Raw genomic sequence first — 22034 nt, forward strand, 5'->3', positions numbered from 1 at the left:
CATGGTAAAGAATACAGAAAAGAGCAATAATCTCCCAGATGATGGAGAAAAAATCTTAGAGTTTGAAGATGCAAAAAATATGACTGTAGGTCAAGCAGTCAGAAAACATGAAGAAATTCAGGCAGGTGTGACCGAAGAAGATGGTCTTTTAGATCGCTATATCAAGCAACACAGAGATGAGATTGAGTCAAAAAAATATGAAACACAGGTCAATCTTCCGGTTGTGACAGATGAGGATGTAGCTGAGACAGAAGAAGTAGAAGAAGCAGAGGAAGTTAGTGAAGTAAATGATTCCTCACTTGAGCCGACTGTTGAAGAGCAAGTAGATGCGCTGCCACTTCATAAGCTTGCTCCAGAGACTTCTAAAGAAGAGGTCTTGCCTGACCCTGAAACAGCCCCATTTAATGATTTTGAAGAAGAAGAGAAACCCTCTCGTAAGCCTATGGTGATTTGGATAGCCTTGGCGCTCTTCTTTATCACAGCTTTGGCTCTAGCCTTTGTCTGGATGAAGCAGTCAGAAAAAGCAGAAGAGGCAACATCTTCTTCGACCTCAACCAGTCAAAGCAGTAGCTCAAGTAAGGAAGATGCGACACTCACAGCTTTTAACAGCCTCTATGCGACATTCTTTGTCGATAAGGAACAAAGCAAGCTAAAAAATAGTGAATTTGCTAAGTTACCTGAATTGAAAAAAGCTTTGGATAAGATTGATAAGAAAGCGTCTGCTTATCAGACTGCTAAAAAGAAGTATGACAGTCTCGAAACAGCGATTAAATCCGTTCAAGCCTTAAATAATCAGTTTGATAAACCAATTCTTGTTAATGGTGACTTGGATACAACGGCAACGGTGAAAGATGGCGAAACCCTTACTCCCGCTACGACAGGTATCGCAGCTGTTGATGCAAAAATTACAGCAGCGATTAATCTAGGGCGTTCTCAACAAACGACAGCTAGTAGCGTGGCGCCAGCACCAAATACAGGAACAAACGCAGGCGCACAAGTAGCAGCTACAGAAGCCCCTGTAAGTGCAGATCAGATGGATCCTTCTGTCCAAACGGGTGGGGACAGTGTTGGTACGGACCCTCTGTATGGTATTGCGATTCCTGCAGGTGTTACTCTCCAACGCAATCTTAGCCGTGTCCCGTATGATCAAACGAAGATTGATGACGTTAACAATCCAGCATGGACTTTTAACCCAGGTGTCTTAGAAGCGATTATTGCAGTTTCTCAAGAACGAGGATATGTAATTGGCTACAACTACATTTTGGAGCCTGTCAATATCATCAATGGCAATGGCTATTACAACTTATTCCGTCCAGACGGTACTTACCTCTTTTCAATGAATGCTAAAACAGGCTACTTTGTTGGAAATGGTGCAGGATATGCCGACGATTTAGATTATTAAAAATGACGAAAGCCTATCATTGCGAGATAGGCTTTCGTCATTTTTAAGACCTTAGGTTCAAGATTGCTTTAACAGTCCAGTGGACTGTTAAAGGTCGGAAATACAAGGTTGCTTGCGTCCGCACTATCTAATAAAGTATCGAAAAATGCTACTGTTGATAGTAATAGAGTATTAGTTTTTATGCAGCTAGAGGTGAGCACAAATATTTTGAAGGCAAATATTTTTGAATAAAAAATGATTTAATGATTCAAAGCTATTGCACCCCACCCCTTATATGTGGTACAATAACCAAGATGTTGTTTACTTATCGAAGATGTCATATATGACGACAAGCTAGGGGTACAGACGTTTTGTATATTCTAGCTTTTATAGTGCTTACTCACTGAATGGACAACATAATGATATGATAAAAAGAAAAGGAGTATTTTGTGAATAAGAAGTTACGATATGGATTGCTTTCTGTTGCAACACTTACCTTTCTAGCTCTTGGAACAGCTTGTACGAGTTCAAAAATGACCACTGCTTCTAGTAGTGAAGCAACATCTAGTGCAGCTGACACAGTGAATTCGGCAAAGAAGCTTGAAGGTAAAACATTGCCAGACTTTAAGGTTCAAAATGCAACTGGCGAGGAGTTATCTTCGAATCAATTATTGGGCTCGAAAGCAACTTTGTTAATCGTTTGGGCAAGTTGGTGTCCAGACTGTCAGCAGCAATTACCTATTATTGAAAAAGTGTATCACTCATATAAAGACCGTGTAGATTTCGTAGGGATAAATTATACGGACGGAGACCGTGAAACACAGGAGAAAGCAGCTCAGTATCTCACTGAAAAAGGCTATACGTTACCAGTTGTTTTTGATAAATCAAGTGCAACACAAGAGTTTTTAGGGGTTGAATCCATTCCTACCATGTATCTTATTAAAGGGAATAAGATTGAAAAAGTATTTGTGGCAGTAGAGGCAGAAGAAACCTTACAAACAGCTCTAGATGCATTAGTAAAATAAAAAAAGGAAAATAGGATGTGAATAAAATGAAAAAATTGATCAAAAAATTCGCCTATCTTGGAGCTACATTGGGATTGCTTGTTAGCAGTGTTGGAAGTGTAGGTCAGGTATTTGCGGTAGATGGTGCTGATTCAGATACGGATATTAGTTATGTTTATTCTGAACAATGTAAAGTAGGAAAAAATGTTAACAATCTATTTGAAAATGCAGGTGTGGGACATGTAAAGGTAAAAACTGTCAAAGGACAGTATCAATTAGCGGCGGATAATCCGTATCAAATTAATAATTACCAATCAGTCCTTGTACAATTTCAAGGAAAAATTCCAAATACAGATTTCTCCTTGAAAAAAGGTGATTATTTTACGGTTCAATTATCGACAGATACTCGTACTGCAGGGATTACTAGCCAGAATGTTGTTCGTATTCCAGATATTACAACAATGGACAACGGACAAACCGTTGTTCTTGCAACAGCTAATTTTGATCCAGCAACGAGACTAATTACTTATGTCTTTACAGAAGCAGTAGAGAAGCGTCAAAATATTGAAATTCTGCAACAATTTGTTCAGTCTGCTGATCCAAATAAGGTATTGAACAATGGACCATTTACCTTCAAAGGAGAATATGCAGGGATACCGTACGAATATACTTATGATATGGAAATCTATTCAGCAGATGATTTGAATCGGTTTAATAATGTCAGTGAGGCAAATCCAGTAGAGGTTGCTTCAAAATTGACAGATGTGAATCCAACAAATAATAAGTTTGAGGCAGTTACAAAAGTGAAAGTGAGCGGAACTGGAAGCCCATTGACATTCCGTTATTCTAAACATCCATCTGTACCAATTGATGGTGGGACTCGCCTAACAATTTATGAGATTCCAGAAGACCAAGAACTTGCTGGTTATGGGATTAATTCAGCTTGGACCGATGTGACGGCATCATTCACTAGGACAGAAACGGAACAAGGTATTGAATATACTATTCCAAGTAACAGCTCAACAAAATACGCTTTCGTTTCCCATGGGACCTATGTTGAAGACACAGGGATTTACTATGTACCATCAGCAATCTATAAAGGGAAGACCTCAGGTATTGCTGTATTGATGGATAAAGCTGCGACAATTGGCTGGGCAGATGCGGATGATATTCAAAAATTCCGATGCGTTCCCCACAAAGAAATTAAAATCAAAAAAGTTGACAGTCAGAACAAAGAACACGGATTAGCAGGCGCGAAGTTTGAAGTTCGCAATGCAGCAGGTACAGTTGTTGCGACTGTTGAGACAGGTGAGAATGGAGAGGTTTCTGTAGGGAATCTACCATTGGGTGAATACACTGTTACCGAAGTTAAAGCGCCAGCAGGCTATGCTCTTTCTAGTGAAGCAAAAACAGTGGTTCTTGATGGAACAACTGATCCAGTCGTGAATCACCAAGTAGAAAACATTGGAATCGGTAGTGTCAAAGTAACTAAAGTCGATGCAGATAATAAGTCGAAACTGTTACCAGGTGTTGTCTTTGCTTTGAAACAAGGCGAAGCTGAAATTGCCCAAGCAACAACAGATGAAAACGGGGTAGCTTTCTTTGAAAACATTCCATATGGTGATTATAAACTTGTTGAGCTTGCAACTGCTGTTGGTTATGTTTTGAGTGGTGAAACACGTGATGTCAAAATCACAGAAGCTGGTCAAGTTGTTGACTTGAATACCTTCGAGAACCATCTAATCAAGGGTAGTGTGACTGTCACTAAAGTTGATGCAGACGATGAATTTAAAGTCTTGCCAGGTGTTGTCTTTGTCTTGAAACAGGGTGATACAGTTGTTGCTCGAGAAACGACGGATTCCAAAGGAACTGCGACCTTTAAGTCTATTCCTTATGGAACGTATACGCTTGCAGAAGAAAAAACAATTTCTGGTTACGATTTGAGTACAGAAACACGTGAAGTGACGGTTTCAGAAGATGGTCAGACAGTTGACCTTGGTAAGTTTGCAAATAAAAAAACACAAACACCTCCGCCGTCATCAACGGAGCCAAGTTCATCATCGACCGAACCAAGTTCATCATCGACCGAACCAAGTTCGTCAACAGAGCCAAGTTCATCATCGACTGAACCAAGTTCGTCAACAGAACCTTCAAGCAGTACCTCAGTACCAATGTCATCTGGTCAAACGCCACCTCCAGGAGGCAGTGTATCGATAAGACCAAAATCAATTCTTCCACGTACAGGTGAAACAGCTTCTATCTGGATGGGGGTTCTAGGTCTTGCTTTGCTTGCTCTTGTAGGATTTGTATACCGTACAAAAAAAGAAAACTAAGCTAATAAAAAAGAAAGGGTTCCCCTTTCTTTTTTAGGTTATTATGGCTTCAAGCCAGTTCTTCTCGCAGAGAAGAACAAGAAAACCACCAGCTAAGCTGGTGGCTAACAAGGCTTCTAGCTTTCATTTATTTTTCCTAGTATAATCTAATTGTTCAGGTTAGACAAAGGAGGAAAAATAAATGACTAAAAGTAGTTATAGTTTATCACACACCAAATGGATGTGCAAATATCATATTGTCTTCACACCGAAGTACCGAAGAAAAGCCATATACTACAACATTAGGCAGGATTTAATCAAGATTTTCCGTCATCTATGCCAATATAAAGGAGTTGAAATTATTGAAGGTCACATGATGTCAGATCATGTTCACATGTTAGTTCTCATTCCTCCAAAACTTGCGATTTCTGAATTTATGGGCTATCTGAAAAGTAAAAGTGCCTTAATGATATTTGATAAACATGCGAATTTAAAATATAAGTATGGAAATCGCAAATTTTGGGCAAGAGGCTATTACGTCAGTACGGTAGGATTAAACGAGAAAACTGTTGCGAAGTATATCCGTGAGCAGGAAAAGACTGACATCGCTCTTGATAAGTTGAGTGTTAAAGAGTATGAAGATCCATTTTCAGATGGAAGTTTTAGAACAAGATAAAAGCCCGTTGTTACGGGCATTAGTCAAGTAATAGAAGCTAACCTGAACGAAGTTCAGCGAGCGTCTTTAGACGCCCGCTGGAGGGAAACGGCTTATAGCCGGTGTACAAGCCACCCGTTTTCACGGGTGGTTATGACTCAATAACGTGGCGTTCAAATGGGTCGTCTGAGATACCTTGGGAGAGAATGAGTTTTGCCCATTCTTTAGCAGAAAAGAGGCTATGGTCCTTATAGTTGCCACAGGATTCGATGGTTGTACCAGGAACATCTTCCCAGGTGGTTACTTCTGCAATTTCCTCCAAGCAAGATTTGATGACCAGTGCAATCTCAGTGGTAGAATGACTCCCCCACATAATCATGTGAAAGCCTGTTCGGCAGCCAAATGGAGAGCAATCAATCAGACCGTCCATGCGTTTTCTGATGAGGAGTGCCAGCAGATGTTCAATCGTATGGAGTCCTGCGGTAGGAATCGCATCTTCATTTGGTTGAACCAAACGGATATCGTAATTTGAAATGACATCTCCCTTAGGTCCCGTTTCTTCCGAAATCATGCGGATATAAGGTGCTTTAACGATGGTATGGTCCAGTTCGAAACTTTCAACTAGAACTTCTTTTGTCATAATATTCCTCCTTTTGTTTTAAAATGATTATAACATATTTTTGATTTGGAGATTGTGAAATGAATGAAAATATGGTAGAATGAAAGAAGATTTTTAATCTAAAAAATAAATAAAAAGAGGTGGAAAATGACTGCACTATCCATTGGTGTTGCTCTTATTTCCGCTCTCATTGGTTTAGTTATTGGTTATCTAGCGATTTCTTTAAAAATGAAAACTGCAAAAGAAGCTGCAGAATTAACACTTTTAAACGCTGAACAAGAAGCAAGTAATATTCGAGGAAAAGCTGAGCAAGAGGCAGATCAGTTGATGATTGTTGCGGAACGCGACCGTCAAACCTTGAAAAAAGAATTGCTTTTAGAAGCGAAAGAAGACGCTCGAAAATATCGTGAAGAAATTGCGGAAGAATTTAAGTCGGAACGACAAGAATTGAAACAAACGGAAGCACGCTTGACAGAACGTGCAAGCAGCTTGGACCGTAAAGACGATAATTTAACAAATAAAGAAAAAGCTTTGGAGCAAAAGGAGCAATCCCTTACAGATAAGTCTAAACACATTGAAGAGCGCGAAGAAGAGGTCGCAAAATTAGAGGAGCAAAAGGCTCTTGAATTAGAACGAGTGGCATCGCTCACTCAGGAAGAAGCACGTGATTTAATCTTAACGGATACACGTGATAAGATGGCCCATGAAATTGCCACTCGCATAAAAGAAGCAGAACGAGAAGTCAAAGAAAGGGCTGATAAGACAGCCAAAGACTTGTTGGCTCAAGCAATGCAACGGATTTCTGGTGAATATGTAGCTGAACAAACGATTACCTCTGTTCATTTACCAGATGATACCATGAAAGGTCGGATTATCGGACGTGAGGGCCGAAATATTCGTACTTTTGAAAGTCTGACAGGGATTGATGTGATCATTGATGATACGCCAGAAGTGGTTGTCTTATCTGGATTTGATCCCATTCGCCGAGAGATTGCCCGCATGACCATGGAAGCCTTGTTGCAAGATGGTCGGATTCATCCAGCTCGTATTGAAGAATTGGTTGAGAAACATCGTGTTGAGATGGACAACCGCATTCGGGAATATGGTGAGGCAGCAGCTTATGAAATTGGTGCACCAAATCTTCATCCAGATTTGATTAAGACTATGGGACGCTTGCATTTCCGCACATCCTATGGTCAGAATGTATTGCGCCATTCGATTGAAGTAGCTAAATTGGCTGGTGTACTTGCGGCAGAACTCGGTGAGAATGTCAATATGGCCCGCCGTGCAGGTTTCTTACATGATATCGGGAAAGCTATTGACCGTGAGGTGGATGGTAGCCACGTTGAGATTGGAACAGAACTGGCTCGTAAGTACAAGGAACATCCAGTAGTGGTCAATGCGATTGCCAGCCACCACGGTGATGTTGAAGCGACAAGTACGATTGCAGTGGTTGTTGCAGCAGCAGATGCCCTCAGCGCAGCGCGTCCAGGATCACGTCGTGAATCGATGGAAGCTTATGTGAAACGTCTTCAAGATTTGGAAGAAATTGCTAATAGTTTTAATGGTATCAAGCAAGCCTATGCAATTCAGGCTGGTCGTGAGGTACGTATTATTGTTCATCCAAATATTGTCAATGATGATAAGATTACCATTTTGGCCCATGATATTCGTGAGAAGATTGAAAACAATCTCGATTATCCAGGTAATATCAAGGTAACGGTTATCCGTGAAACACGTGCGACGGAAGTAGCTAAATAAGAATCAGAAAGATTAGTTCTTAGGAGCTAGTCTTTTTCTAGTCACTAAAAATTTTAAGTAGAATAGTAATAACAGCTGTTGAAAAAGAGTTTGATATTATACTCTCTTAATCTCAACATTAGTATTTTTTGATATCGTATTAGATAGTGCTGACGCATTACGTGAGAAACGATTAAACATAGTCATTCTTTATGGAGGTCAACTATAACAACTTTTATTGGATAAGATAATGAAAATCAGTTGAAAAAGACTTGTTTTTTTGATACACTAAAGAGAAAGATTGTGAAGGAGATATGATGGCAGATCGTGGCTTGTTAATCGTTTTTTCAGGACCTTCTGGGGTAGGCAAAGGAACGGTTAGACGTGAGATTTTTGAAAGCTCAGAAAATAAATTTCAGTATTCTGTTTCCATGACAACCCGTTCTCAACGTCCAGGCGAGGTAGACGGAGTGGATTATTTCTTTAGAGCTCGTGAGGAGTTTGAAGACTTGATTCGTCAAGGACAAATGCTAGAGTACGCAGAATATGTAGGAAATTACTACGGTACGCCATTGACTTATGTCAATGAAACGCTGGATAAGGGCATCGATGTCTTTCTGGAAATTGAAGTACAGGGTGCCTTGCAGGTGAAAAAGAAAGTGCCTGATGCGGTCTTTATCTTCTTGACACCGCCTGATTTGGATGAGTTGCAAGATCGTCTAGTGGGACGCGGGACAGATAGTGCAGAAGTCATTGCCCAACGGATTGAAAAAGCCAAAGAAGAAATCGCCCTCATGCGTGAATACGACTATGCGATTGTTAATGATGAAGTGCATTTAGCAGCTGAGCGGGTGAAACGCGTGATTGAGGCGGAACATTTCCGTGTAGATCGTGTCATCGGTCACTATCAAGACATGCTAAAAGAGATAAAAAATTAGAAATTAGGTAAAGAGATATGATGTTAAAACCGTCTATTGATACGTTGTTAGACAAGGTACCTTCAAAATATTCCTTGGTCATCTTAGAAGCAAAACGTGCGCATGAGTTGGAAGCAGGAGCAAAGGCTACTCAAGAATTTACTTCTGTCAAGTCAACCTTACGTGCTCTGGAGGAAATCGAATCTGGAAATGTTGTGATTCACCCAGATCCAGTAGCAAAACGTGAAGCTGTTCGCCGTCGTGCGGAAGAAGAGCGCCTTCGTCAGGAAGAAGAAGAACGAAAGATTAAAGCACAGATTGCCAAAGAAAAAGAAGACGGCGACAAAATCTAAAAGGCAAAGCTCAGTTGGCATTCCAACTGGGTTTGTTTTCATTTTGAAGTTGTTGAACAAAACGAGAAAGGAGCCAGAATGTTTGCAGAAATTATCGTCGATGTCCCCTTGATGCAGACGGACCAAGCCTATACCTATCATATTCCAGAAGAATTTGAAAATATGCTTGAGGCAGGGATGCGGGTCCATGTTCCCTTTGGAAATGGGAATCGGCTCATTCAAGGAATTGTGGTCGGCTTTTCAGAAGAAACGGATACAGAGACGAAAGACATTGCTGAGGTGCTGGACTTTTCACCTGTTTTAAATGCGGAGCAATTATGGCTGGCAGATGAACTGCGAAAAACGGTTTTTTCTTATAAGATTTCCCTCTTAAAAGCCATGTTGCCCAGCTTGCTCAATTCTTCTTATGACAAGGTGCTTTCTCAAGGGGTGGGCCTATCAGAAGCAGATAGGCAAGCCATTTTTGGTGGTCAAGAGAGTGTTCATTTCTCAGATTTGGACATTCAGCAGCAGGCTCGAGTCATGCGCCTAGCCCAGGCTGGTAAAATGACCGTTGACTATCTGGCTAAGGATAAGAAGCAGATTAGGACTGAAAAGTGGTATCAGGTAGAGCTAGATAAATTGCAGAATCTTGCAATCAGCAATCGTGCTAAAAAACGTCAGACCTTAAAGGAAGTTCTGTTGCAGCAAGGCGGTCCTGCTCCTCTAGCGAACTTGCGCGAGAATTTTTCGGCTGACATTATCCGTTATTTCCAAGAACAAGGTGCTATTAAAATCTGGGAAGAAGAAGTCAGCCGTACGCAGGCGTATTTTGACGGTATAAAGCAAGCTCAGGCCTTACAGCTCAACGGCGAGCAAGCGACAGCTGTCCGAGAAATCATCTCAGAAATTGGTCAGGAAAGTAGAACCTATCTCCTAGAAGGAGTGACTGGGAGCGGGAAGACCGAGGTCTACTTGCAAGTTATTGATCATGCCGTGAAGCAGGGAAAGACGGCTATTATGTTGGTGCCTGAAATTTCCCTGACCCCGCAGATGACCAACCGCTTTATTGCTCGTTTTGGTCAGAAAGTAGCGATTTTGCATTCGGGCTTATCTGAGGGAGAAAAGTACGATGAATGGCGCAAAATTGAACGCGGGGATGCCCAGGTAGTTGTGGGAGCTCGTTCTGCGATTTTTGCCCCTCTGACCAATATCGGAGCCATTATCATCGATGAGGAACACGAGGCGACCTACAAGCAGGATTCTAATCCCCGCTACCATGCGCGAGATGTGGCCAAACTTCGAGCCGACTATAATCGAGCAGTCTTAGTCTTGGGATCTGCCACTCCGAGCTTGGAAAGTCGAGCTCGGGCTAGTAAGGGGCTCTATGGATTTCTGACACTGACCCAGCGAGCCAATCCTCAAGCCCAGATTCCCTCTGTTGAGGTCGTTGATTTTCGGGATTACATCGGCCAGCAGGAAGCTAGTACGATTACCCCTGTTTTGCTTTCGAAAATCAAGGAAAAATTAGCTAAAAATGAGCAGGTTGTACTGATGCTCAACCGTCGTGGGTATTCTTCTTTTGTCATGTGTCGGGACTGTGGTGCAGTGGATGAGTGTCCCAATTGTGATATTTCCCTAACTCTCCATATGGATACTAAGACCATGAACTGCCATTATTGTGGTTTTCAAAAGGATATTCCCCGTTTTTGTCCCAACTGCCATAGCAAGGCCATTCGTTACTACGGGACAGGTACTCAAAAGGCTTATGATGAGCTAATGGAATTATTGCCTGAAGCCAGGATTTTGCGTATGGATGTTGATACAACCCGCAAAAAAGGTAGTCACGAAAAAATCTTGACCGCCTTTGGGAAGGGCGAAGCAGATATTCTTCTTGGGACACAGATGATTGCTAAGGGACTGGATTTTCCAAATGTGACCTTGGTTGGGGTTTTAAATGCGGATACGGCTTTGAACTTGCCTGATTTTCGTTCGGCAGAGCGGACCTTCCAGCTCCTCACTCAGGTAGCAGGTAGAGCGGGTCGAGCTGATAAGGCAGGGGAGGTTGTGATTCAGACCTATAATCCGAAGCACTACGCTATTTCCTTTGCTAAGGAGCAGGACTATGAAGGTTTTTACCAGTATGAAATGGCTATGCGCAGGGCCTGGGGCTATCCGCCCTACTATTACACGGTTGGTCTGACCTTGTCGCATAAATCTGAAGAGCTGGTCGTCAAAAAAGCCTTTGAGGTCATGACATTATTGCGGGAGCAACTGAGCAACCAGATTCAATTGCTGGGTCCAACGCCAAAACCGATTGCACGGACCCATAACCTATATCATTATCAGATGATTGTCAAATACCGTAAGGAACCGCATTTGGACCGAGTCTTAAATCACGTGCTCGACTGGACTCAGGAAAGGGAAAACCAAGACCTACGTGTCGTGATTGACCATGAACCACAAAATATGATGTGAGGGATTAGATTCCCTCTTTCTTCTTTTTAGAACTTGAGAGACTCTATCATCAGGGTCTGAGAAGCCTTTCAGACAGAGAAATAGGCCAGAAAATGGTATAATAGGGTAGACGATACCTTTGGAAAATGAAGCAAAAAGGAGTATGCGGATGACAAAATTGATTTTTATGGGGACGCCAGATTTTTCAGCGACAGTCCTCAAGGGGTTGCTAGAAGATGACCGATATGAGATGTTAGCAGTTGTTACCCAGCCAGACCGTGCGGTGGGTAGAAAAAAAGAAATCCGAATGACACCGGTCAAAGAAGTAGCCTTGGCGCATGACTTGCCCGTTTATCAGCCGGAAAGATTGTCCGGAAGTAGCGAATTAGAAGAATTGATGACACTGGGTGCAGATGGCATCATCACAGCAGCTTTTGGTCAGTTTTTACCGACAAAGCTTCTTAATAGCATGTCTTTTGCGGTCAATGTTCATGCGTCCCTTCTACCAAAATATCGTGGCGGTGCACCGATTCACTACGCTCTCATCAATGGAGATAACGAGGCTGGTGTGACCCTCATGGAAATGGTCAAGGAGATGGATGCGGGCGACATGATCGCGAAAGCTGCGATTGAAATTACCGATGAAGACAATGTCGGCACCTTGTTTGAGAAATTGGCAGTTGTGGGGCGTGATTTATTGTTGGAAAATCTTCCTGCTTATATAGCTGGCGACTTGAAGCCAGAAGCTCAAGACCCAAGCCAAGTGACCTTCTCACCTAATATCAGTCCTGCAGAAGAACGCCTCGATTGGGCTAAGACCAATCGTCAGCTCTTTAACCAGATTCGAGGCATGTATCCGTGGCCAGTGGCTCATACTCTTTTAAACGGTGAGCGATTTAAGATTTATGAAGCGAGTCTCGCTGAGGGGTCGGGTCAACCAGGGGAAATTATTGCACTTAGCAAGAAAGGATTGCTCATTGCAACAGGTGAAGGAGCCATTGCTCTGAAAACCGTTCAGCCAGCAGGTAAGCCGAAAATGGGGATTGCCGATTTCCTAAATGGATTCGGGCGTAAGTTAGCAGTAGGTGATCGCTTTGGTGAATAAAAAAGAAACAGCGCGTGGTCTTGCCTTAGCCATTTTAGGTCAGGTCTTTGATGAGGGGGCTTATGCGAACCTTGCCCTTAATCAAGCTCTAAAAACTTCTTCCTTGTCAGAAAAAGACAAGGGGCTTGTGACCGAGTTGGTCTATGGCACGGTCATGCGAAAAATCACGCTCGAGTGGTATCTAGCACATGTGATTGAAGATCGAGATAAATTAGACTCCTGGGTCTATTATCTACTCATGATGAGCCTTTATCAGATTTTGTATCTGGATAAAATTCCCGATCATGCCCTTGTTAATGAAGCAGTGGAATTGGCAAAGAAAAGCCGTGGAACAGATAAATTTGTTAATGCTATTTTAAGAAAACTAGTGGATAATGAACTACCAGCTATTGACAGTATCAAACGCAAGAACAAACGCCTATCTATTCAGTATTCTCTTCCTGTTTGGTTAGTGAAAAAACTGATTGACGAATACGGAGAAGAGCGGGCAATCAAGATTTTTGAGAGTTTACTAATCCGCAATAAAGCTAGTGTCCGTGTGACCAAGCCTCAGGATATGGAAATCATAAAAGAAGAGACAGAAGGAGAACGTTCCCTCTTATCAGATGTCGGCTTGGTCAAGCCACATGGTCATTTTGCAGGGACGGTATTTTTCAAGGACGGGCGGATTACCATTCAAGATGAGAGCAGCCAGTTGGTGGCACCAACGCTCAATCTTCAAGGTGATGAAGCAGTGCTCGATGCCTGCGCAGCTCCAGGTGGAAAGACAGCTCACATCGCCAGCTATTTGACGACAGGAACTGTCACGGCTCTTGACTTGTACGACCATAAATTAGCCTTGATTGAAGAAAATGCTGCTCGCCTTGGTGTGGCAGATAAGGTGGTCACCAAAAAGCTAGATGCAAGGCACGTCTTTGAGACATTTGGAGCAGATGCCTTTGATAAGATTTTGGTGGATGCACCTTGTTCAGGGATTGGGCTCCTGCGCCGTAAACCAGACATCAAATACAACAAGGAAATAGCAGACTTTAAGGCTCTGCAACAAATTCAGCTAGAGATATTAAACAATGTTTGTCAAAGTCTGAAAAAAGGTGGTATAATAACCTATAGCACCTGCACCATTGTAGCAGAAGAGAATCATCAAGTGGTCGAGGCATTCCTAGCCAAACACCCCAATTTTAAACAAGTAAGATTAGAACATAAAAGAAAAGATATTCTGCAAGACGGCTGTATTCTCATCACCCCTGAATTATATGGGAGTGACGGATTCTTTATCAGCCAATTTCAGCGAATATCGTAAGAGGAGGAAATGGACCAGATGGAAATTTCATTATTAACAGACGTAGGTCAGAAACGTACCAATAACCAAGATTATGTCAATCGTTATACAAACCGAGCAGGTATTGATTTGATTGTATTGGCAGACGGTATGGGTGGTCATCGTGCAGGGCATATTGCGAGTGAGATGGCAGCTACAGATTTGGGGATTTCATGGGTAGATACACAGATTCACACCTTGAATGATGTTCGTGAATGGTTCTCGACTGTCCTTGAAGAAGAGAATCAAAAGATTCATGAGTTGGGACAGACAGAAGAATATCGTGGGATGGGGACAACCTTAGAAGCTGTGGTCATCATTGACCACCAAATGATTTATGCCCATATCGGAGACTCGCGAATTGGTCTGGTGCGCGACGGGGAATACAGCCAGTTGACCAATGACCATTCACTGGTAGGTGCTTTGGTACGTGCAGGACAATTGACCGAAGAAGAAGCGCAGCATCATCCACAGAAGAATTTCATTACTCAGTCTATCGGGCAACAAAATCCTGTTGAAGCAGATATTGCTTTAAAAACGTTAGAGCCAGACGATTACATTTTAATCAACAGTGATGGTTTAACCAATATGGTTTCTAACGAAGATATTCGGGATATTATCCTCAGTGAAGTATCCTTAAACAGTAAGACAGAAAGTCTCATTCGCTTTGCCAATAATGCCGGTGGTACAGATAACATTACTGTAGCCCTCATCCACATGACCGAGGAGGCTAGGCAATGATTCAGATTGGGAAAATCTTTGCTGATCGCTACCGAATCGTCCGTCAAATCGGTCGTGGTGGAATGGCGGATGTTTATCTGGCAAAAGATTTGATTTTGGATGGTGAAGAAGTTGCTGTTAAGGTTCTTCGAACCAACTATCAAACCGATCAGATAGCCGTTCAGCGTTTTCAGCGTGAAGCTAGAGCCATGGCGGATTTGGACCATCCGAATATTGTGCGTATTTCAGACATTGGTGAAGAAGACGGACAACAGTATTTAGCGATGGAATATGTCGATGGTCTCGATTTAAAACGCTATATTAAAGAAAATGCCCCTTTGTCAAATGACGAAGCGGTACGGATCATGGGACAAATCCTTTTAGCGATGAGAATGGCCCATACCCGTGGTATCGTTCACCGCGATTTGAAACCGCAGAATGTCTTGTTGACCAAGGAAGGTGCAGCCAAGGTAACGGATTTTGGAATTGCAGTGGCCTTTGCAGAGACCAGCCTAACCCAGACCAATTCGATGTTAGGCTCCGTCCATTATTTGTCACCTGAACAGGCTAGAGGCTCAAAAGCAACAGTCCAAAGTGACATTTATGCTATGGGGATTATCCTGTTTGAAATGTTGACAGGTCGAATTCCCTATGATGGGGATAGTGCTGTAACGATTGCCCTTCAGCATTTCCAAAAAGCGCTACCCTCTGTACGAGAAGAAAATCCTAGCGTGCCCCAGGCACTTGAAAACGTCGTCTTAAAAGCAACAGCTAAAAAGCTCACTGACCGCTATAAGACTGTAGCTGAGATGTATGCAGATATTGCTTCTTCCTTATCCAATAATCGCCTGAATGAAAAGAAAGTTGTCTTAGAAGACGGAAAAGTAGATACCAAAACCCTACCAAAGTTGTCGACAATTGCGACCGAGCAACAACCGCCTTCTGCGAAATCTCCTAAGAGAGAGGCTTCTTCTAAATATTCAGACCGTCCGATAGCTCCCCCCTTAAAGAACAAGCGAAAAATGCGGACACGCTATAAAGTATTGATTGGAGCAATTTTGCTGATTATCGCTGCAGTAGCTGCTCTGCTTTTGAATACCCCTGCTACCATCAAAGTTCCAGATGTCAGTGGACAAACACTAGAAGTTGCACAGGAGTTAATTGAAACTGCAGGCTTGAAAGTTGGTAAGGTGACAGAGGAGCCTTCTTCAGAAGTGGAAGAAGGGAAGGTCATCCGGACTAACCCAGCAGCGGATACCTCAAAAAGGGAAGGCAGTACGGTTGATATCGTCGTAGCAACGACGGATGCGGTGAGCGTTCCAAATGTTGTTGGAAAGGACTTTGACGAAGCTAGGGTTGAGCTAGAAGCAGCTGGCTTTGTCGTGAAAGAGAAACAAGAGTACAGTTCTGAAATGGAGGCTAAGAAGGTCATCTCAACAGATCCGCCAGCTCATTCTTCTAAGACCAAGGGAAGTACGGTAACGGTGACTGTATCCAAGGGAGTTGAACAATATCAAGTCCCGAATGTCGTTGGAAAAAGTCTCGAGGCAGCTACGCAAGAACTAAAAGCAGCAGGCTTGAAGGTCGGGGCAACAACCGAAGAATATGATTCACACCAAAAAGGTATTGTGATTCGAACCGAGCCAGGTGTGGGAGAAACTCTTGCCAAAGATTCAATCGTTAATCTTGTCATCTCAAAAGGTCCAGCACCAGTGATGCCAGACTTTGGTATCTTAAAAGTCAGTTATGCAGACGCGCGAAGACAACTCCAGAATTTAGGGGTTAATGTCACTGTTGAAAAGGTTGAAGATGTCAATTATACTGCTTCAGGCGAATTGGTAGTAGGACAATATCCTTCTGCTGGTGCCACTATTGGCGATAGCGTGACGCTTTACGTATCTGTGCCAGCTGCTACATCGTCATCGACAAGCAGCCATACTGATTCAGGTACTTCTGGAAGTAGCTCAACAACTACTAGTAGCTCAGAACATTAAAACAGAAAGAGGGGCTAGAGCTCCTTTTTTCCTACCCTAGAAGGAGGTAATTCGGAAGAATTTTGGTACAATAGTAGGGAAAGGAATCATACGATGAGAAAAGTCCAGTTTTTTTTATTAGTCGAAAGTATTATTTTTACCTTGGCTTGTTTTGATGTCCTAGCAAGTGAGGCGGCTCGGACCATCTTACTGGTTGCTCTGTTTTTGCTGGGAATCTGGTATGTGACAGGAAGAAAAATTACGAGTGTTTTTCTCTCCAGTGCAATCTTTTTAATCTTTCTGGTCTTTGTCTTAAATCCCTACTTTATCATCGGAGTCATCTTCTTGTTGATCTATATGATGATCAATTTCTTCTCCCGCTATGAGAAGCGCAATCAGTACACACATCTACATTTTGAAGATACGGCGCTCGAAGCTCACAAGCAAAAAACCAAGTGGTTTGGCAATCAAGACCATTCCCAAGATTCTTACGGCTTTGAAGACGTCAATATTGTTCGTCTCTTTGGTAATGATGTGGTAGATCTTGATGAGACGGTTTTGGTCGGACGGGACAATATTGTCGTGGTCCGCAAGACTTTTGGTAAAACCAAGATTATCGTTCCAATTGATGTCGAGGTTTCCTTGTCAGCAGCGAGCTTATATGGTAGGGTCTATTTCTTAGGTCTTTCCTACTGGGATTTGCGTAATGAGAGTTTCTCCATTGCAAGTCCTTACTACAAGGATTCCCATAAGCGAGTAAAAGTGGTTGTCAATTGTATTTTTGGTGATGTGGAGGTGGTTCGCGTATGATAAAGAAAGGAACCGTTCTTCTTCTCGCCTGGTATGCTACCTTGATTGTCTTGGTAGTGCTGGCAGCAGTCTTTCCTCTCCTCCACCAGTCTTTCTTTGATATATCTTTATGGACATCGACAGAACAATTTATATTTACCGTTTTTCTCTTGATTGTTATTCTGACCTTTTTTTTGGTCGTTTTGGTTCAATCCGTCGCGATTGTTGCTACCCAAGGAATGCGGCAGAAAATTCGTTCCATTATTCAAAACAAGAACATCCGCAGCTCATCAGAAGATGACCAGCTCTTGCTCCAATTATCGGAAAAAGTGCGTGGCTTGACTCGGCAGGTCCAGCTGATTGACAACCAGGATTTGGTCAAAAAAGAAGAAATTGTGGAAGGGGAACGCAAGCGGATTGCTCGTGATTTACATGATACTGTCAGCCAAGAATTATTTGCCAGCAGTATGATTTTATCAGGTTTGTCTAGTAGCTTAGAGACGATTGAGGCGGATATCTTGCAGCAACAATTAGGAATCGTCAAAGACACGATTGAAACAGCCCAGCGTGATTTGCGCATTTTGCTCTTGCATTTGCGCCCGAGTGAGTTAGATGGCAAGGATTTGGTGGAAGGTTTTGACGTTATTCTGCGGGAAGTAAGCGATAAGAGTACAATTGAAGTGCAGTTTCATCATGAAGTGGAGAAGTTGCCAACTGCCATCGAAGAGCATCTCTTTCGCATTGGTCAAGAGATTGTCAGCAATACCTTGCGGCACTCTAAAGCCCATCATCTGGATGTTTACCTCGTGCAATCAGAGTATGAAGTGCAGCTGAAAATGACGGATGATGGTGTCGGTTTTGTCAAAAATGACGAGCAAGAAGTCAGCTACGGCTTACAAAATATTCAGGAACGGGTAGAAGATATGGCAGGAACGGTGAAAATTCGCACCGCTCCTGACAAGGGAGTGGCGATTGATATCCGTGTCCCATTATTGAAAGGAAAAGAACATGAGCAAGATTCGAGTCTTACTAGTGGATGACCATGAAATGGTCCGACTAGGATTGAAAAGTTTTTTAAATTTACAACCAGATGTCGAGGTAATCGCAGAAGCCAGTGACGGTCAAGAAGGAGTTGAGAAATCTTTGGAACTAAGACCAGACATCATTGTCATGGACTTGGTCATGCCTCAGCTATCAGGGGTTGATGCGACGTTGGAAATTCTTAAAGAATGGAAGGATGCCTCTGTCTTGATTTTAACCTCATACTTGGACAATGAAAAAATTTATCCGGTCTTGAAAGCAGGAGCCAAGGGCTACATGCTAAAAACCTCGAGTGCAGAAGAAATTGTCCGTGCCATTCGTAAGGTTTATCAGGGAGAGCTTGCCATTGAAACGGAAGTGGAAAAGAAGATGGAGCACCAAAAACGCCACCCTGCTTTGCATGAGGATTTGACAGCGCGCGAAAAGGAAATTTTGACCTTGCTTGCCAAGGGCTACGACAACCAACGGATTGCAGATGAATCCTTTATTTCCCTAAAGACAGTCAAAACTCACGTGTCGAATATCTTGTCGAAGCTAGCTGTAAGTGACCGCACGCAGGCAGTTGTCTATGCTTTCCAACATGGACTGGTAGCGCAAGACTCAGAATCGTGATATAATAATACTCGATTGTGAAAGCTAGTCAGATTCTGAGTTTTAGAAAGCATAACATGCAGTAAAAGGAGATATATGGACGCGAAATTAAAATACAGAGCTAAAAAAATAAAAATCATCTTTTTTGATATTGACGATACTCTTCGTGTCAAGGATACAGGCTATGTTCCAGCTTCCTTGACCCATGTATTTAAATCTTTGAAAGAAAAAGGGATTCTAACAGGTATTGCTTCTGGGCGTGCTATTTATGGTGTAGTACCAGAATTACAAGCCTTGAAGCCAGATTATTTTGCGATGATTAATGGCAGTTTTGTCGAAGATGCAAAAGGAAATATTATCCGTCAAAAAGCGATTGCGACAGAGCTGGTAGAACGTTGTATCGAGTGGACCAAGACAGAAGGAATTGATTACGGCTTAATGGGAGGCCATAAGGCAACCCTGTCTCACCGTGATGAACGTATCAGTAAGACCATTGACATTATTTATGAAAATTTGGAAACAGATCCCGATTTTTATAAAGAAAATTCCATTTATCAGATTTGGACTTTTGAGCAAGAAGGTAGAGAGGTCGAACTTCCAGCAGACTTACAAGAAGAGATGCGTAGCGTCCGTTGGGAAGCAATCTCATCGGATATTATCCTGCAAGACGCATCGAAAGCAGCAGGAATTGCAGCAGTTGTCGAACACCTTGGTTTGAAACCTGAGAATGTCATGGTCTTTGGGGATGGTTTGAATGACCTAGAAGCCTTTGATTATGCTGGAATCAGTGTTGCTATGGGTGTTTCTCACCCTGACTTAGCAGCAAAAGCAGACTACATTACAAAAACAGTAGAAGAAGATGGCATTTTACATGCCTTGGAGGAATTTGGTTTGGTAGAAAAAGAAAAATATTACCCACAATTGGACTTAGAGAATGTTGAAGGACCTCGTGCGACAATTAAGACTAGTCATGGCGATTTAAAGTTGCAATTATTCCCTGATATTGCACCAAAAACAGTTGCAAACTTTGTGGCGCTCGCAAAAGACGGCTACTATGATGGTGTTATTTTCCACCGCATTATCAAAGATTTCATGATTCAAGGGGGAGACCCAACTGGAACAGGTATGGGTGGCGAATCCATTTATGGTGAAGCTTTTGAAGATGAATTTTCAATGGAAGCTTTCAATATTCGCGGAGCGCTGTCGATGGCAAATGCAGGACCAAATACCAACGGCAGTCAATTTTTCATCGTTCAAAATACCAACTTACCTTATGCTAAAAAGGAATTAGAACGAGGTGGCTGGCCAGCACCGATTGCAGAAATCTATGCAGAACAAGGCGGAACACCGCATTTGGATCAACGCCACACTGTCTTTGGTCAATTACGAGATGAAGCATCATACGCTGTTTTAGATACCATTGCTGCAGTTGAAACAGGGGCGATGGACAAGCCAGTCGAAGACGTCATCATTGAAACAATCGAAATTGAGGATTAAGATGAAAATTGGAGAGAAATTACGGGGGACGGTGACCGGTATCCAACCCTACGGGGCCTTTGTTGACTTGGAAAATGGAACAACAGGATTGATTCACATTTCAGAAATCAAAACAGGCTATGTGGACAATATCCGCGAGCAATTAAGGATTGGGCAGGAGTTGCTGGTGCAAGTCGTTGATTTTGATGAATATAGCCAAAAAGCTAGTCTATCTCTACGAACGCTAGAAGAAGAAAAGCAGAAAGTCCCACGACCTCACCGCTTTACAAGTGACCGCTACAAAATTGGTTTTGAACCCCTAGCTAAGAATTTACCGCATTGGATCAAAGAAGCCAAAAAGTATTTAGAAAAGCAAGCATGAATAAACAGCAAAAAAGGAATTAGGAGTAATCCAATTCCTTTTTTAATAGTTTAGTCTTAGAACCTGTATTTATAAGCGAAGTCATTCTAGTCGGGAACTTATTTTACGATGATCAAGGTGTTTTTTTGAAGGAATACTGACTGTGTTTCGAAAAAAAGCAACGATGAGTAGAAAAAAATAAGTCCTAAATAGAGTTGCTGAGCTTTGGATACAGGTTCTTAAATTTACGCTTCATAAAGAGCGGTTGAAAGATAACGCTCACCGTTGTCAGCAAGGATTGCCAGCACCTTTTTACCAGTTCCTAGTTCTTTTGCGACTTCAATCGCAGCGTAAATGGCAGCACCAGAAGAAATTCCTACCAGGAAGCCCTCTTTTCCACCAATCGCTCGACCAGTCGCGAGTGCATCGTCTGATTTGACACGGATAATATGGTCGTAGGATTCAGTATCTAGGGCTTCAGGGATAAATCCTGCGGAAATTCCTTGGATTTTGTGTGGTCCAGGTGCCTCGCCTGATAAGACAGCAGATTCGTCTGCTTCGACAGCGTAAATGCTGATAGCGGGATTTGCTTGTTTGAGAGTATGAGAGACTCCTGTAATCGTTCCGCCGGTTCCAATCCCAGAAACAAAGGCATCGAGTCCTGTTGGGCCAAAGGCTTCTAGAATTTCTTGACCAGTAGTATCCTCGTGGATTTTTGGGTTAGCAGGATTTGCAAATTGAAGAGGCACCCAACCTTCACGTTCTTTTGCAATTTCATGAGCTTTTGCAATCGCCCCCTTCATTCCCTCGCTACCAGGAGTAAGAACGAGTTCAGCTCCGTAAGCTTGAATGATTTTGCGGCGCTCAATGCTCATGGTTTCAGGCATGACGATAATCACCTTGTACCCTTTTGCAGCTCCGACCCAGGCAAGTCCGATTCCTGTATTTCCGCTGGTTGGCTCCACAATGGTATCGCCAGGTTTGATGACTCCGTCTTTTTCAGCTTGTTCAATCATCGCTAGGGCAATCCGGTCTTTGACAGATGAACCAGGATTGAAGGCTTCTAATTTCACATACACATCCGCAGCCCCTTCTGGTACGAGATTGTTTAATTTTACGATAGGAGTCTTTCCAACTAATTCTGTAATATTTTGATAAATAGCCATGCGGCACCTCCATTTCTTATTGCTATCAGTATACTCTTGTCTTTATTGTTTGTAAAATATAAAAAACCTATCGTGGT

Annotated in this window: 19 protein-coding genes; 17 read left to right on the forward strand and 2 right to left on the reverse strand. The window is 42.5% G+C overall.

The genetic code is table 11. The features are described 5' to 3' along the window. Nucleotide 1: 1 nt before the first annotated feature. The 4 genes from CHF41_RS02040 to tnpA all read left to right on the forward strand — a co-directional run bounded on the left by CHF41_RS02040 (nt 2) and on the right by tnpA (nt 5373). Nucleotides 2–1402 (forward strand): cell division site-positioning protein MapZ family protein, encoded by a 1401-nt coding sequence (locus CHF41_RS02040; RefSeq protein ID WP_119875803.1) that lies wholly within the window; start codon nt 2–4, stop codon nt 1400–1402. Nucleotides 1403–1830: 428 nt separating this feature from the next. Further along, complete coding sequence (locus CHF41_RS02045; RefSeq protein ID WP_119875804.1) at nt 1831–2406, forward strand: TlpA family protein disulfide reductase; 576 nt, start codon at nt 1831–1833, stop codon at nt 2404–2406. 26 nt (nt 2407–2432) lie between these two features. Then, nucleotides 2433–4718, forward strand: coding sequence for a SpaA isopeptide-forming pilin-related protein (locus CHF41_RS02050; RefSeq protein ID WP_119875805.1), 2286 nt, complete (start codon nt 2433–2435; stop codon nt 4716–4718). A 181-nt stretch (nt 4719–4899) separates the two neighbouring features. Beyond that, a complete protein-coding gene (gene tnpA, locus CHF41_RS02055) occupies nt 4900–5373 on the forward strand; it encodes an IS200/IS605 family transposase (RefSeq protein WP_119875806.1) in 474 nt (157 codons plus the stop codon). Between the two features lie 130 nt (nt 5374–5503). Here the strand turns inward: tnpA and CHF41_RS02060 are convergent, their stop codons facing one another. Further along, nucleotides 5504–5992, reverse strand: coding sequence for an S-ribosylhomocysteine lyase (locus tag CHF41_RS02060; protein ID WP_119875807.1), 489 nt, complete (start codon nt 5990–5992; stop codon nt 5504–5506). A gap of 126 nt (nt 5993–6118) precedes the next feature. On the opposite strand from CHF41_RS02060, the gene CHF41_RS02065 reads away from it, so the two are divergent. The 13 genes from CHF41_RS02065 (at nt 6119) to CHF41_RS02125 (ending at nt 20812) form a co-directional block, all read left to right on the forward strand. Next, entirely contained in the window at nt 6119–7732 is a 1614-nt protein-coding gene (locus tag CHF41_RS02065; protein WP_119875808.1) for a ribonuclease Y, read from the forward strand. A gap of 296 nt (nt 7733–8028) precedes the next feature. Further along, nucleotides 8029–8649, forward strand: coding sequence for a guanylate kinase (gene gmk, locus CHF41_RS02070; protein WP_119875809.1), 621 nt, complete (start codon nt 8029–8031; stop codon nt 8647–8649). 17 nt (nt 8650–8666) lie between these two features. Continuing rightward, nucleotides 8667–8981, forward strand: a complete 315-nt coding sequence (gene rpoZ, locus CHF41_RS02075; protein ID WP_119875810.1) for a DNA-directed RNA polymerase subunit omega — start codon at nt 8667–8669, stop codon at nt 8979–8981. 78 nt (nt 8982–9059) lie between these two features. Next, nucleotides 9060–11438 carry a primosomal protein N' gene (locus CHF41_RS02080; RefSeq protein WP_119875811.1) on the forward strand — a complete coding sequence of 793 codons (2379 nt, stop codon included), beginning with the start codon at nt 9060–9062 and terminating at the stop codon, nt 11436–11438. 148 nt (nt 11439–11586) lie between these two features. Further along, nucleotides 11587–12522: a methionyl-tRNA formyltransferase gene (gene fmt, locus CHF41_RS02085; protein ID WP_119875812.1), complete on the forward strand. Its 936-nt coding sequence runs from the start codon at nt 11587–11589 to the stop codon at nt 12520–12522. Further along, entirely contained in the window at nt 12512–13822 is a 1311-nt protein-coding gene (gene rsmB, locus CHF41_RS02090) for a 16S rRNA (cytosine(967)-C(5))-methyltransferase RsmB (protein WP_119875813.1), read from the forward strand. The genes fmt and rsmB overlap by 11 nt, the downstream gene beginning before the upstream one ends. 18 nt (nt 13823–13840) lie before the next feature. Then, nucleotides 13841–14581, forward strand: coding sequence for a Stp1/IreP family PP2C-type Ser/Thr phosphatase (locus tag CHF41_RS02095; RefSeq protein ID WP_119877118.1), 741 nt, complete (start codon nt 13841–13843; stop codon nt 14579–14581). Continuing rightward, complete coding sequence (pknB, locus tag CHF41_RS02100) at nt 14578–16554, forward strand: Stk1 family PASTA domain-containing Ser/Thr kinase (protein ID WP_119875814.1); 1977 nt, start codon at nt 14578–14580, stop codon at nt 16552–16554. Before CHF41_RS02095 ends, pknB begins: the two co-directional genes overlap by 4 nt. 93 nt (nt 16555–16647) lie before the next feature. Beyond that, a complete protein-coding gene (liaF, locus tag CHF41_RS02105; RefSeq protein WP_119875815.1) occupies nt 16648–17343 on the forward strand; it encodes a cell wall-active antibiotics response protein LiaF in 696 nt (231 codons plus the stop codon). Continuing rightward, on the forward strand, nt 17343–18362 hold the full coding sequence (locus tag CHF41_RS02110) for a sensor histidine kinase (RefSeq protein ID WP_119877119.1): 1020 nt from the start codon (nt 17343–17345) through the stop codon (nt 18360–18362). The genes liaF and CHF41_RS02110 overlap by 1 nt, the downstream gene beginning before the upstream one ends. Continuing rightward, nucleotides 18331–18975, forward strand: coding sequence for a response regulator transcription factor (locus CHF41_RS02115; RefSeq protein ID WP_119875816.1), 645 nt, complete (start codon nt 18331–18333; stop codon nt 18973–18975). Before CHF41_RS02110 ends, CHF41_RS02115 begins: the two co-directional genes overlap by 32 nt. Before the next feature lie 75 nt (nt 18976–19050). Beyond that, the gene (locus CHF41_RS02120) at nt 19051–20451 is read left to right on the forward strand and encodes a bifunctional Cof-type HAD-IIB family hydrolase/peptidylprolyl isomerase (RefSeq protein ID WP_119875817.1); all 1401 of its coding nucleotides are present in this window, start codon (nt 19051–19053) and stop codon (nt 20449–20451) included. Between the two features lies 1 nt (nt 20452). Beyond that, the gene (locus CHF41_RS02125) at nt 20453–20812 is read left to right on the forward strand and encodes a S1 RNA-binding domain-containing protein (RefSeq protein WP_119875818.1); all 360 of its coding nucleotides are present in this window, start codon (nt 20453–20455) and stop codon (nt 20810–20812) included. A 224-nt stretch (nt 20813–21036) separates the two neighbouring features. Here CHF41_RS02125 and cysK read toward each other — a convergent pair whose 3' ends face one another. Further along, a complete protein-coding gene (cysK, locus tag CHF41_RS02130; RefSeq protein WP_119875819.1) occupies nt 21037–21957 on the reverse strand; it encodes a cysteine synthase A in 921 nt (306 codons plus the stop codon). Nucleotides 21958–22034 lie beyond the last annotated feature (77 nt).

This window comes from Streptococcus respiraculi, assembly GCF_003595525.1.
Taxonomy (GTDB): Bacteria; Bacillota; Bacilli; order Lactobacillales; family Streptococcaceae; genus Streptococcus; species Streptococcus respiraculi.

Coding starts and splice junctions, on each gene's coding strand:
- liaF (WP_119875815.1), top strand. CDS start 16,648: ATGAGAAAAGTCCAGTTTTTTTTATTAGTCGAAAGTATTATTTTTACC.
- rpoZ (WP_119875810.1), top strand. CDS start 8,667: ATGATGTTAAAACCGTCTATTGATACGTTGTTAGACAAGGTACCTTCA.
- fmt (WP_119875812.1), top strand. CDS start 11,587: ATGACAAAATTGATTTTTATGGGGACGCCAGATTTTTCAGCGACAGTC.
- pknB (WP_119875814.1), top strand. CDS start 14,578: ATGATTCAGATTGGGAAAATCTTTGCTGATCGCTACCGAATCGTCCGT.
- CHF41_RS02095 (WP_119877118.1), top strand. CDS start 13,841: ATGGAAATTTCATTATTAACAGACGTAGGTCAGAAACGTACCAATAAC.
- CHF41_RS02115 (WP_119875816.1), top strand. CDS start 18,331: ATGAGCAAGATTCGAGTCTTACTAGTGGATGACCATGAAATGGTCCGA.
- CHF41_RS02050 (WP_119875805.1), top strand. CDS start 2,433: ATGAAAAAATTGATCAAAAAATTCGCCTATCTTGGAGCTACATTGGGA.
- cysK (WP_119875819.1), bottom strand. CDS start 21,957: ATGGCTATTTATCAAAATATTACAGAATTAGTTGGAAAGACTCCTATC.
- gmk (WP_119875809.1), top strand. CDS start 8,029: ATGGCAGATCGTGGCTTGTTAATCGTTTTTTCAGGACCTTCTGGGGTA.
- CHF41_RS02040 (WP_119875803.1), top strand. CDS start 2: ATGGTAAAGAATACAGAAAAGAGCAATAATCTCCCAGATGATGGAGAA.
- CHF41_RS02060 (WP_119875807.1), bottom strand. CDS start 5,992: ATGACAAAAGAAGTTCTAGTTGAAAGTTTCGAACTGGACCATACCATC.
- CHF41_RS02125 (WP_119875818.1), top strand. CDS start 20,453: ATGAAAATTGGAGAGAAATTACGGGGGACGGTGACCGGTATCCAACCC.
- CHF41_RS02080 (WP_119875811.1), top strand. CDS start 9,060: ATGTTTGCAGAAATTATCGTCGATGTCCCCTTGATGCAGACGGACCAA.
- CHF41_RS02120 (WP_119875817.1), top strand. CDS start 19,051: ATGGACGCGAAATTAAAATACAGAGCTAAAAAAATAAAAATCATCTTT.
- tnpA (WP_119875806.1), top strand. CDS start 4,900: ATGACTAAAAGTAGTTATAGTTTATCACACACCAAATGGATGTGCAAA.
- CHF41_RS02065 (WP_119875808.1), top strand. CDS start 6,119: ATGACTGCACTATCCATTGGTGTTGCTCTTATTTCCGCTCTCATTGGT.